This is a genomic window from Trinickia sp. (assembly GCF_035492435.1).
In the GTDB taxonomy this organism is placed as follows: Bacteria; Pseudomonadota; Gammaproteobacteria; order Burkholderiales; family Burkholderiaceae; genus Trinickia.
Genome location: NZ_DATJJF010000112.1, coordinates 1 through 11502 on the forward strand (window position 1 = coordinate 1; position 11502 = coordinate 11502).

The following is an 11502-nucleotide window of genomic DNA, read 5'->3' on the forward strand; positions in this document are numbered from 1 at the left end:
GCGTGTCGGCATGCATCTCGCACCGCGAGGCGACTCGCATTCGATGGGCGACTCGAATCCGAGCGAGACGTTTGGTTACGTCGCGCGCGAACTCGGCAAGCGGCGTATCGCCTTTATCTGCGCACGCGAATCGCTGGGCGAGAATCGCATCGGTCCATTTGTGAAGGAGCAGTTCGGCGGCGCCTACATCGCCAACGAAAGCTTCACGAAAGAAACGGCCGAGCATGTGCTCGATGCCGGGGAAGCCGATGCTGTTGCGTGGGGCAAGCTCTTCATTTCCAACCCTGATTTGCCGGCGCGCTTCAAGCTCGACGCGGAGCTCAACAAGCCGAACCCGGATACCTTCTTCGCCGAGGGCGCGGTCGGTTATATCGACTATCCGTCGCTCGCAGCGGCTGCATGAAGTAAGTCAAGCCACATCAAGCAAGCAGTGCGAACGCAAACTCCGGCCATGCGCTAAGCACAGGCTGCAGTGCCAAAACGGCATCCCAGCCGGGTCTGCCCGTCTTGCCCGAGCAAAGCCAAGCGCCCCTGGCATCGCCAGGGGCCAGCTCGTTACATTTACTTCTCCAATCACGAGTGCGATGTGCGATGTGCGATCGAAGGATCGACGTTGTGCACGTCGGATATCCTGTGCGCCTACAACATCGCCAACTTGCTGAAGCTGTCATGACACCTACCACTTCGTTTGTTTCAAAGGTCATCATCACCGGCCATACGCGCGGCCTCGGTGCGGCAATGTCCGAAGCATTGCTTGCGCGCGGATTCGCTCTGCTGGGCGTGGCCCGAAAGCGCCACCCGTCGCTTGCTGCCCGCTTTCCCGGAGCAGTCGATGAAATTGAACTCGACCTCGCTGACGCGCATAGCGTCGAGGAATGGCTCGCCGACGGACACATGCAGCGCTTTTTGCATGGCGCAGAGCGTGCAGTGCTCATCAACAACGCCGGTAGCGTACAACCGATCGGGCCCTGCAGCGCGCAGTCGCCGGCCGATGTGGCACGTGCCGTCACATTGAACGTCGCTGCGCCGCTCATGCTATCGAGCGCGTTTGCTGCCGCGAGCGCTGATGTACCCGACCGGCGCATCGCACACGTTTCGAGCGGTGCGGCGCGCAATGCGTATGCGGGCTGGAACGTCTATTGCGCCACGAAGGCCGCCCTCGACCATCATGCCCGCGCGGCCGCACTCGACGCCGAACGCGCACTGCGAATCGCATCCATCGCGCCCGGCATCATCGATACCGATATGCAGGTGGAAATTCGCAGTGCAGACGAATCGCGTTTTCCTTTGCGCGATAAGTTTGTCGCATTGAAAGAAGACGGGCAGTTGAGTTCGCCTGACCAGGCCGCAGCGCTCTTCGTCGACTATCTGTTGAGCGACGGCTACGGCCAAACTCCGACTGTCGACGTGCGATCGCTTCCGCCCCAATGACGGGTTAGTGGCAAAGCAAAAACGGCCACATCTCAAGCCTCTTCTGCGTATGAGCAAGCCCGCCAACCGACGACAACTCGACACCCTCCTTCAACAAGCCGTCGCGCTGCATGAGAACGGTGCGCTCGCCGACGCGGAGGAGCTCTACCGCGAAATCCTCTCGCAGCGCCCGCGCCATTTCGATGCGCTCCAGTTGCTCGCTGCCCTGGCCTTGCAAGCCGGACGCATCGACGAAGGCGCGGAACTCTTGAAAAAGGCACTCTCGATCGACGGCACGCAAGCGCCCATCCACTCGAATTTGGCATTCGCATTGAATGCCTTGGGCCAGCATGATGCAGCGCTATCGAGCGCCAATCGCGCGATTGCGCTCAAAGCCGGCTTCCCGGATGCGCTGAATAATCGGGGCATGGCGTTGGCCGCGCTTGCCCGTCCAGCTGACGCGTTGACGAGCTTCGAAAAAGCCCTAGCCGCCAAACGCGATTTTCCCGAGGCTTGGAACAACCGCGGCTGCGCCTTACGCGATCTCGGTCAGCCGGCAGACGCGCTTGCTAGCTGTGATCAGGCGATTGCGCTGCGCCCGGAATACGCCGAGGCGTGGAGCAACCGGGGCAATGCGCTCAGCGACTTGAACCGGCCTTCGGACGCGCAGGCGTCGTACGAGCGCGCGCTCGCCGTATCCGACCGACTGGCCGATACCTGGAACAATCTGGCTTTGACATTCGCCGATCAAAGCCGCCATGACGATGCGCTGACGTGCTACGAACGTGCGCTCGCGATTGCGCCCGACGCGCCTGAAACGCGTTGGAATCGCTCATTGTGCCTGCTGCAAATGGGACAGTTGGAGACAGGTTGGGCTGAGTATGAATGGCGTTGGAAACGAAGGCGCATCGAGGCGACGAAGCGCGTATTCGATGCACCGTTATGGCTCGGGGAGACGTCGCTCGAGGGCAAGACCATCTTGCTGCACGCGGAGCAAGGGCTCGGCGACACATTGCAGTTTTGCCGTTACGCGGCATCGGTTGCACAACTCGGCGCGAGGGTGATCCTTGAAGTGCAGCCCGAGCTCATGCGGCTGCTGACACGGCTCGAAGGTATCGCGCAACTGGTCGAAGCAGGTCACCCACTGCCGCACTTCGATTGCCACTGCCCGTTGCTGAGCCTGCCGCTTGCACTGCGGACAAACCTCGCAACGATTCCCGCCGGGACGCCCTATCTATTTGCCAATGCTGAGGACTCCGAACATTTCGCAGTCTGTATCAATCGAATCGAAGGCAATGCGCAGACCGGCGACGCGCGCCCGCTCAGAGTCGGGCTTGTATGGGCCGGCGGCGCTCGCCCGCACGTTCCCGAGCTACGCAAGAACGATGCGCGGCGCTCGCTCGCGTTTGCGCAGATTGCACCTATTGTCGAGGTGCCGGGCGTGCAGTTCTTCAGCCTGCAAAAAGGGCTGCCCGCGGTGCAACTCGCTGCTGCATGTGAGACCCATGAAGCGAGCCGGCGTGTCATCGATTGGACCAATGAGCTGAACGACTTCGCCGACACCGCTGCACTCGTCGATAATCTTGACCTCGTGATCGCTGTCGATACGTCGACGGCACACCTCGCCGGCGCGATGAATAAGCCGGTGTGGGTTCTGAATCGCCTTGATACCTGCTGGCGCTGGATGCTCGAACGAGAAGACAGCCCTTGGTATCCGAGTGTCAGGCTTTTCCGTCAACGGACGCTTGGCGATTGGACGAGTGTCATCGATGCCGTTGCACGCGCACTGGCTGAGCGCGTTGTGTCCCAAACCGGAAGCAAATCGCCGCGAGCGGCATAAGGATCTAATTGCGGTTGGTACGAGCCTACGGCTTTTCCAATTGAAGATAGATCCGTTGTACGTTTTGGGGCTGCGCAATCGCATAGAGCTTGTAACCGCTGAAAGCAGGAAGCTGCACGGTGTGCATCGCATCGATCAGACTCAGGCCGCGTCGGTAAGCACGCTTAACCGACGCATCGAGTTCCCGCAGATAAACGTCCGTCTGCATGATCCCGTCGCTGTCCAAGGGCGGCCCGAAGCCTGGCACCACCGCCCTCAGTCTCAGGGTGTGCAGACTCTCCAGCGCCGCCAGCCAGCCCGAGATCTGCTCGTTGCGCAATTCGGGGATGCGGCCATTCGAGACCAATCCGCCCGCAAACAGGACACCAGTTTGCAGATCGAGCACCGCGAGATCGCCCGGCGTGGATGCAGGCCCGAAATGCAGCAGCTTGAGCTTGCGTCCCCCGCTTTCGATCTCGGTCGTGCCGTCGACCGTCTTGTCGGGTACGGTCACACGCGAGTCGGCCATCTCGACTTCACCGAGCGTCTTACGCAAATTCGCAAGGCAAATCGAGCAGCGTTCGCGAATCGATTGTGCAGCACGCGCATGCGCGAGAATCGACACACCATGGTCGCGAAATGCCGCAGCGCCAAACACGAATTCGGGCGCCTGATGGGTGATGACGACGAGTTTGATCGGTAAAGGTGTGACCTCACGAATCGCTTCGATCATCGCACGTCCATAGCGATAGGACGGGCCCGTATCGATTACCGTCACGCCGCTTTCGCCCACGATGAATCCGTTGTTAGCAACGATGCCATGATTCGCGGGTGCAACGGCTTCACCGTCGCCAAAAAACGCGTATACGCCTGGCGCAATCGCGCGCGGGTAAGGCATGCCGCTCATCGTCGCGTGTGCGATCGCGGTTACCGCAAGCAATAAGGCACCCAAGCCCGAATGAAGACCGCGCGCCGTCATTTCATCGTCGTCGCTTCTGCGGCAGGCCCCACATTGACCGCCACGGCCGCTTCAAATTGTTTGTTTTTTGTGTCCTCGATATGCGCCCTCAATTCACCCTTCCCCTTCGGCACGAAGTAGAAGCGGAAATTGGGGTTCTCGCTGATCGAGAAATTGACATCTGCGGTAAGTACGGGCTGACCGTTGTAGGTCACGTCGACTTTGCGCACGAAGTACGCCGTCGCATAGTTGCGCGTGATCTGGTTCATCGCCATGCCCGTGCGGTTCGGATGCCGGACCATCAGTTGCGCAAGCTCCGCTTTTCCTGCAACGGCCTGTCCTTGCACCTGCAGGCGCACCGCGCCGGCCGCGCGCTCTTGCGCATCGTCGTCTTTGTCAGCGGGAGCGGAACAGCCGCCCGATGCCTTCACGAAGCGAATCGCGCTATACAGGTGGCCGTCATTGGTTTCTGCAATCACGCGCATGAAAGTGTAGTCCTCCACGCGCACGCGAGTTTCAATACTGGCGAGTCCCGACTCCGGCGTGAATTGAAAGGAGCCGGCGTAAGGCTCGGGATTCTCGTCGATGAAAAGCCAAATCTCCTTGATGTAGTGAGTGCTCGTCTGCGGAAACTGCGCGCTGATCGCAATCGGCACGACAGCCGCATCCGCCGCTCGAGACGGAGCGTCCAGCTTGATCACCGCATCACCGCGTGCGTCGATCGTGCGATCCTTGAACGTGCCTTGCTTGAAGTCAAGCCAGCGCACGACCTTGTCCGGATCGTCATCGGGTTGTGTGGCCTGCGCTGCGTAAGGCGCGAGCAAAGCAATCGTCGCCGCCGCGACTCTCGCAATGGGCCTGAACGTGCTTTTCATGATCGGCCTCCTTCTACGGCTCCCACTCAAGTTCCGCGTAAGCCGCCGTTACGTTGCGGCGCTGGTAAATGTCAAACAACAGCCACTTGTCCCGCTCATCGAGCCCTATCGAATCCACGGCCTGCTGCATGGTCTTGCCCGACCTGATTGCCGAGCGCACATCGCGCGCCAGCCGCAAAAGGTATTGCTCCTCAGCATCGAGCGCCTGTCGCCAGGGTGTATCGATCGGACCATGCCCCGGCACGACATGACGAGGATTCATTTGTCGCAGGCCGGCGATGTCGTGAAGCCAGCCCTCCACGCTGCCGTCCACCACCGGAATGCATCGCACAAAGAGCAAGTCACCCAACCACGCAGTGCCGGTATTTTCGTCATATACCGTCATATCGTTATTGGTATGCGCGGTTTCCCAGGTACGTAACGTCAAAGTACGGCCGCCCAGATCCAGCGTGCCGCTACCGTTTACTGTCTGAGTCGGTCCGATGATTTCGCTGCCTTGCCCCTCATCGCCCAATTCGCGTTTCAGCACCCGCTTGTAGTTATCCGCGCGCGATGCCTCGGCTTGCGCGAGTTTCGCGCTGCCGACGAATTGCGGATGGTCGTCCAAGAAAGCCGCATTGCCGAAGATGTGATCGGGATGCATGTGGGTGTTGATGACATAGCACACCGGCAAGGGCGTTTTCGCACGGATTGCCGCGCGCAATGCCCGCCCTTCCACGAGCGTGCCGCCGGTATCGATCACGGCCACGCAGCGATTCCCGACAATAAAGCCAATATTCGCGATATCGCCGCCGTTCTCTCGCGTGGCGACGTCGTCACGGCCACGATGAACGAAATTGCCCGGCGCGATTTCCTGTACCACGAGCGGATCTTGGGCACGGGCAATCGCCGAGCACATCAGCGCGAAGAGAAGAACGATTAATTTCACGTCCGAGCCACGAACGCGAAGTCTTTACCGTGAAGCACTTGGCGCATTACCCGCCTTCCCAGGGCTTCCCGCCGGCGTTTTGAACGCCCCTTGATAAACGATCGTCTCAAACTGCTGTGGATGAGAAAAATCGTTGCCTGGCCCGGGCACTTCGGTTCGGATCATGAGCACATGACCTGGGACATCGTCGGAGAACACGAACGTATAACGCTTGCCCGTGTACTGTGAAAGCCGCGCCGCGTTCGGATCGTTCAAATAAGGCTGTATCACGATTTGCCGCACATTGACGTGCTTCGACATCCCGAGCGACTCACCTGACACCGGCGTGATCGCTGGTCCGGCAGCGAGCGCCATGCGAACCCGGTTTTGAAAATAACGCCGTTGGCCGCCCGTCAGCTGCTGCATCTCCGTAATGTCGTGTTCCAGAAAATAAACGATCACAGGGTTGCAAGGCAGCCCGCCCGGCACTTCCACCTGACCCGTGCGGTCCGTCACCTGCGCATCGTTTTTATCGTTGCCCAGACTCATTACGCGCACACGCACCGTATCGCTGACCTTTTCGGGTGGTCCTGAGTAGTTCACCGCATAATCGAGTTCGGTCTGCGGCGCAACACCAGAAAGATGCGGCTGCATGAAGAGCAGTCGCTCGGCCGATGTGATCTCAGAGGCCTGCTGCGCGTCGCTGGATGCAATGTTCGCCTGCGCACCCAACGCCGACGCGCTCGCAATGCCCATCGCGGCACACAAGCACGCCGCCACGACAGTGCGCCTCATTGCGCCGATACCGGTTGCAGCGGCAGCAAGGGAACCTGATAGCTCGTCAGGATCTGGTCGATCTTCGGCTGGTTTGAAGCAATCCAGTTGTCCACCTTGTCGTGCCATGCCTTTTCTCCGTAACGCACGCCCATCGATATTTCATAATCGAAGCGGATGCCAGGTTGCGGCGGAAACGGCACAAGTCGTACCTTGTTGCCGGAGCGGTTCACGAAATATCCCGCGATAGGTCCCCACACAAAGGCAGCATCGACATTGCCCGCAGTCAGATCATGCTCGATCATCTCACCGGGAAATGCGTCGGGATCTCCGCTTTGCTCTTGATACGACACGGCCTGATCGATCAGGTTGTGGCTCAAAAGCCAGTCCACCGCTGGGCTTTTGACGAAGATGCCGAGCTTCATCCTTTTCAGTTGCTCGGGCGGCAAGTTCATGAGATCGATCGGTGTCTTGATGCTCGCGTACTCGGGCGTGTTGGGAAACACCATCGCGTACGTAGAATGCAGATAGGGCCGCGTCGTCGCGGTCATATCGTAGCCCTTCGGCACGCCGATGATCAAATCGCACTTGTACTGCTCGGTGTTCGGCACTTTATCGCGCAGGGTGTTGCGCACGAAGCCCATGCGTTGCGGCCAGAACGTATATTCGACCTTATAGCCGAAATCGCTAGCCATCTGGCTCGCGATCTTGTTCTCGTAGCCTTCGCCCTTTTGATTCGACAAGGGCATGTTGTTCGGATCGGCGCACACGCGCAGCACGCCATCTGCGCCATCGTTGTTCGGCAGATTCGACGGCGGCCCCCCCGCACTCTGCGCAAATGCCGCTTGTCCTGCCAGCGCGGCGCAAAACACGGAAAGGAAACTAACCCGAGCGAGAAACAAAGCGGTGCGGCGTGTATCACAATCAAACATCGACTCCTCCAGGTGTGGTGGCCTTCTTCTGAAAGCAGGCGAAGACGTCGCCCAGCGGCTTATTTCACATCCATCGCCTGCAAGTCACCTGGTTTGATCTTGCCATCGGAGCGCCCTTTCAAATAGGCGTACAGACTCTCCCAATTCTTCTGCATCATCTGACTTGAGCTGAAATCGGGCATGCCCTTATCGACGCGGCCGCCAAATACGGTGCGATGAAATTCGTTCTTATCCAGCGTTTTAAAAGCATCGACCAACGACGGGCCGACGAGACCTTCCTGCTGTGCCCCGTGGCAACGTTCGCACGCGAGTGCACGCCAGGTACGCCAGCCCAGCAGCGTCCCGTTGTCAACCTTGTTGCCATCGACGACCTTGTACGTCACCGGCTGGATCTGCCCCGGATTCAACGGTGTTTGGGCGAAAGCAGCGGGCAGCGCAGCGAGCGCTATCGACAGCACCAGAAGAGATCGGCCTTTCATGCGTTTGACTCCGTCAACATGTTTTAGGTGTGGTCGCTTCACCGGTTCTCCCGTTGCGGCAGAACCGGCCTGATTGCGGCGGCCGGCCCCGCCGCATCACAACGATTTCAAATCAACTCGGGATGGCAAAGACGAACAGCGTGCCGCCGAGCGCCGTATACCTGGCCAGTTCACGATAGCCACCCACCGCACCCAGACCCTCGGCGGACTTTTCAAGGCCTGCCGCCATGCCGATGCCGGCCCAGCCGCCAATGCCCGAATAGACACCGACAAACTGCTTGCCCTGGTACTCGTAGGTGAAGACGTTGCCGATGATTCCCGACGGCGTCTTGAACTTCCAGAGCTCTTTGCCGTCCTTGATGCGCACCGCCTTGATGTAGCCTTCAAGCGTGCCGTAGAACACGATGTCGCCGGCCGTCGCGAGCGCACCCGACCACACGGAGAACTTCTCCGGCTTTGACCATACGATCTTGCCCTTCGAAGCATCCCAGGCGATGAAGTTACCCATCGCGCCGTTTTCGTTCGGGCCCGGATACATCGAAAGCGTCGCACCGACGAATGGCTGCCCCGAAACGTAATCGACCTGGAACGGCTCGTAATCCATACAAACGTGATTGGTCGGCGCGAGGAAGAGGTTCGAGTTCGGATCGAACGCAGCCGGTTGCTCGTCCTTCGAGCCGAGCGCAGCCGGGCAGATGCTTTTCACGTTGTGATCGGGACCGGCCGCCTGCGTCGAATAACTCGCGTTGCGAATCGGCAGACCACTCTTGAGATCGACGCTGTCAGCCCAGTTGACCGCCGGATCGTACTTCTGCGCAACGAGCAGTTCGCCCGTTACGCGATTCAGCGTGTAGCCGAAGCCGTTGCGGTCGAGGTGAACGATGGTGGGCACCTTCTTGCCGTTCACGTTGAGGTCGGCCAGGATCATCTCGTTGACGCCGTCATAGTCCCACTCGTCGTGCGGCGTCATTTGATAGACCCACTTTGCCTTCCCCGTATTCAGATCGCGAGCGAAGATCGTCATCGACCACTTGTTGTCGCCGGGCCGCTGTGTCGGGTTCCAGGTCCCGGGGTTGCCGGAACCGTAGTAGACAAGGTTGAGCTTGGGATCCCATGCGTACCAGCCCCACGTGGTCCCGCCTCCGTATTTCCACTGATCTCCCTGCCAGGTCTTGAGCGACGAGTCAGCGCCGACTGGCACCATCTTGCCGTCGGACCAGGTCATCGTGGTCTGCGGGTCGAACAGCATGTCTTTGTCAGGACCGACGCTATAGGCCTTCCAGACTTCCTTGCCGTCCTTTATGTTGTATGCGACAAGCCGGCCGCGCACGCCGAACTCACCGCCCGAAATGCCGGTCAGCACCTTGTCGCCGAAGACGTGCGGCGCGTTGGTGTTGGTTTCGCCCTTCTTCGGATCGCCGTTCTGCGCCGACCACAGGACGTCGCCGGTCTTGGCATCGAGCGCGACGAGTTTGGTATCGGCCTGCTGGAGGAAGATCTTGCCATCACCGTAAGCGAGACCGCGATTGACCGTGTCGCAGCACATCACCGAGATGACCTGGTTGTCTTGCTTGGGCTGGTACTGCCAGATGAAGGTTTGGTCCTTCAGGTTGATGGCGATGACCTTGTTGGGGAACGGCGAGTGGATATACATCGTATCGCCGATCACGAGCGGCGAACCTTCATGGCCGCGCAACACGCCGGTGGACATCGTCCATGCGACCTGTAACTTGCCGACGTTGTTCTCATTGATTTGCTTAAGCGGGCTATAACGGTGATTCGAATAATCTCCGGCCTGTGCCGCCCAGTTGGAAGGATTCTTGATCAGGCTGTCGAGTTGCGGATCGGCCTGCGCCATGAGTGAATTCAGGCCAGCCGTCGCAACCACCGCCAGTCCAAGAACCACGGTGCGTAAGTTCATGTCTCCTCCACGATAGTGATGCCTCCAACCCAAGGTTGACCTCGCTACCAGGTTGCATGTGCGCGCCTTCCAATGCAGGTAACGGGCTACGCTGCGCCGATTCGTTGCCGGACGCCTTGCGCAGCGACGCCCACCGCATATTCCGTGCCGACTTAAAAGGAACCGTCGTTCGCATCGCGATGCGTGGCCGCTTCGCACTACCTATAAGCCGATGCTGACTGAGCGGCGATACAACCTGTGTCAAATGCGCTAAAAATTGAGCAGAATGGGACACCGGCTCTCATGAACCGGGCAACGCGATAACTGGTACAGGTTTTGCCTTAGGCGAAGGCCCTTAAACCCGCCGAGTAGGCACCAAAGACCTAAACCCGCGATGCCCACCCAACCTAGCCGTCTATCGCCGCCCTCGGCGATCACCGTCGAAACGCCTGCTCGTCTGCATCTTGGCTTCATCGATCCGAACGGCTCCCTTGGCCGCGCTTTTGGAAGCGTGGGCTTGTCGATCGAAGGGCACGGCACGCGCCTCACCGCGAGACTCACGGCCACGACGAAAGGTGCGCCACGGGTCGTTGGCGCCGTCACCGCGGCACAGCGAGAACGCATCGCTCAGCACATCAGCCAACTGCAAGCGGCACTGCAGGAGCCCCGCTCCGTCGACGTCGAAATCCATGCGGCCCCCCGCTCACATACGGGGCTCGGCTCCGGCACACAGCTCGCGCTGGCATTGGGCACGGCCTTCGCGAGCGTGACGGGCCACGACGCGAGCACCGCCGAACTTGCAAGCATCCTCGGACGCGGGGCCCGCTCCGGTATTGGCATTCATGGATTCGATCACGGTGGCCTGATCGTCGACGGCGGCCGCAACGCCGCGCAACCGAGCGGCACAACCATGCCGACGAAGCGCCCCCCGCTTCTTACGCGCCTGCCGTTTCCGGAGGCCTGGCGAATCCTTCTCATCGACGACACCTCACGCGAGGGCCTGCACGGCGACGAGGAACGACGCGGCCTCGCATCGCTCACGCCGTTTCCCGCGACGCTCGCCGCACATTTGAGTCATCTCGTGCTCATGCGCATCCTGCCCGCCGTCGCGGAGAGCGACTTCGACGTTTTCGCCGATGCCCTCAGCACCTTGCAGCAGACCATCGGCGAGTACTTCGCGCCAGTGCAAGGAGGCGTGTTTTCGAGTCCTGCCGTCGCGCGCGCGCTCGAAGCCATTGGCGCTGAACAAAAAGCCAGCATCGGACAGACGTCGTGGGGACCGGTGGGCTTCGCGTTCGTCGCCGGCCCGGAAGAAGCCGAACGCGCCCTTGCCACCGCCCGGCGAGTTTCGCGCGGTGCGCCGCTGACCTTTTCGATCGCCACGGGGCGAAATCGCGGCGCGGCGTGGCAAGCCGCCGATCGCCATCACGGGGCCGACGCCGCCTGAA

10 protein-coding genes and 1 pseudogene are annotated in these 11502 nt (G+C 60.2%); 4 read left to right on the plus strand and 7 right to left on the minus strand.

The features are described from left to right. The 3 genes and pseudogenes from VL598_RS08565 to VL598_RS08575 form a co-directional block, all read left to right on the plus strand. Positions 1-403, plus strand: a pseudogene (locus VL598_RS08565) (alkene reductase); the annotation flags it as partial. A 266-nt stretch (positions 404-669) separates the two neighbouring features. Beyond that, positions 670-1431, plus strand: coding sequence for an SDR family oxidoreductase (locus VL598_RS08570; RefSeq protein WP_325326280.1), 762 nt, complete (start codon positions 670-672; stop codon positions 1429-1431). 49 nt (positions 1432-1480) lie between these two features. Further along, the gene (locus VL598_RS08575; RefSeq protein ID WP_325326281.1) at positions 1481-3250 is read left to right on the plus strand and encodes a tetratricopeptide repeat protein; all 1770 of its coding nucleotides are present in this window, start codon (positions 1481-1483) and stop codon (positions 3248-3250) included. Between the two features lie 25 nt (positions 3251-3275). Here the strand turns inward: VL598_RS08575 and VL598_RS08580 are convergent, their stop codons facing one another. The 7 genes from VL598_RS08580 to VL598_RS08610 all read right to left on the minus strand — a co-directional run bounded on the left by VL598_RS08580 (position 3276) and on the right by VL598_RS08610 (position 10075). Beyond that, a complete protein-coding gene (locus tag VL598_RS08580; protein ID WP_325326282.1) occupies positions 3276-4208 on the minus strand; it encodes an MBL fold metallo-hydrolase in 933 nt (310 codons plus the stop codon). Next, positions 4205-5062 carry a quinoprotein dehydrogenase-associated SoxYZ-like carrier gene (locus VL598_RS08585; protein ID WP_325326283.1) on the minus strand — a complete coding sequence of 286 codons (858 nt, stop codon included), beginning with the start codon at positions 5060-5062 and terminating at the stop codon, positions 4205-4207. The genes VL598_RS08580 and VL598_RS08585 overlap by 4 nt, the downstream gene beginning before the upstream one ends. Positions 5063-5075: 13 nt before the next feature. Then, the gene (locus VL598_RS08590) at positions 5076-5960 is read right to left on the minus strand and encodes a quinoprotein relay system zinc metallohydrolase 2 (RefSeq protein ID WP_325326315.1); all 885 of its coding nucleotides are present in this window, start codon (positions 5958-5960) and stop codon (positions 5076-5078) included. A 54-nt stretch (positions 5961-6014) separates the two neighbouring features. Beyond that, positions 6015-6764, minus strand: coding sequence for a hypothetical protein (locus VL598_RS08595; RefSeq protein ID WP_325326284.1), 750 nt, complete (start codon positions 6762-6764; stop codon positions 6015-6017). After that, a complete protein-coding gene (locus tag VL598_RS08600; RefSeq protein WP_325326285.1) occupies positions 6761-7675 on the minus strand; it encodes a substrate-binding domain-containing protein in 915 nt (304 codons plus the stop codon). Before VL598_RS08600 ends, VL598_RS08595 begins: the two co-directional genes overlap by 4 nt. A 59-nt stretch (positions 7676-7734) precedes the next feature. Beyond that, entirely contained in the window at positions 7735-8154 is a 420-nt protein-coding gene (locus VL598_RS08605) for a c-type cytochrome (RefSeq protein WP_325326316.1), read from the minus strand. 112 nt (positions 8155-8266) lie between these two features. Continuing rightward, on the minus strand, positions 8267-10075 hold the full coding sequence (locus tag VL598_RS08610; protein WP_325326286.1) for a methanol/ethanol family PQQ-dependent dehydrogenase: 1809 nt from the start codon (positions 10073-10075) through the stop codon (positions 8267-8269). A gap of 373 nt (positions 10076-10448) precedes the next feature. On the opposite strand from VL598_RS08610, the gene VL598_RS08615 reads away from it, so the two are divergent. Further along, entirely contained in the window at positions 10449-11501 is a 1053-nt protein-coding gene (locus VL598_RS08615; RefSeq protein ID WP_325326287.1) for a beta-ribofuranosylaminobenzene 5'-phosphate synthase family protein, read from the plus strand. The last annotated feature ends 1 nt before the right edge of the window (position 11502 follow it).

Coding starts and splice junctions, on each gene's coding strand:
- VL598_RS08585 (WP_325326283.1), bottom strand. CDS start 5,062: ATGAAAAGCACGTTCAGGCCCATTGCGAGAGTCGCGGCGGCGACGATT.
- VL598_RS08610 (WP_325326286.1), bottom strand. CDS start 10,075: ATGAACTTACGCACCGTGGTTCTTGGACTGGCGGTGGTTGCGACGGCT.
- VL598_RS08580 (WP_325326282.1), bottom strand. CDS start 4,208: ATGACGGCGCGCGGTCTTCATTCGGGCTTGGGTGCCTTATTGCTTGCG.
- VL598_RS08575 (WP_325326281.1), top strand. CDS start 1,481: ATGAGCAAGCCCGCCAACCGACGACAACTCGACACCCTCCTTCAACAA.
- VL598_RS08605 (WP_325326316.1), bottom strand. CDS start 8,154: ATGAAAGGCCGATCTCTTCTGGTGCTGTCGATAGCGCTCGCTGCGCTG.
- VL598_RS08590 (WP_325326315.1), bottom strand. CDS start 5,960: ATGTGCTCGGCGATTGCCCGTGCCCAAGATCCGCTCGTGGTACAGGAA.
- VL598_RS08615 (WP_325326287.1), top strand. CDS start 10,449: ATGCCCACCCAACCTAGCCGTCTATCGCCGCCCTCGGCGATCACCGTC.
- VL598_RS08595 (WP_325326284.1), bottom strand. CDS start 6,764: ATGAGGCGCACTGTCGTGGCGGCGTGCTTGTGTGCCGCGATGGGCATT.
- VL598_RS08600 (WP_325326285.1), bottom strand. CDS start 7,675: ATGTTTGATTGTGATACACGCCGCACCGCTTTGTTTCTCGCTCGGGTT.
- VL598_RS08570 (WP_325326280.1), top strand. CDS start 670: ATGACACCTACCACTTCGTTTGTTTCAAAGGTCATCATCACCGGCCAT.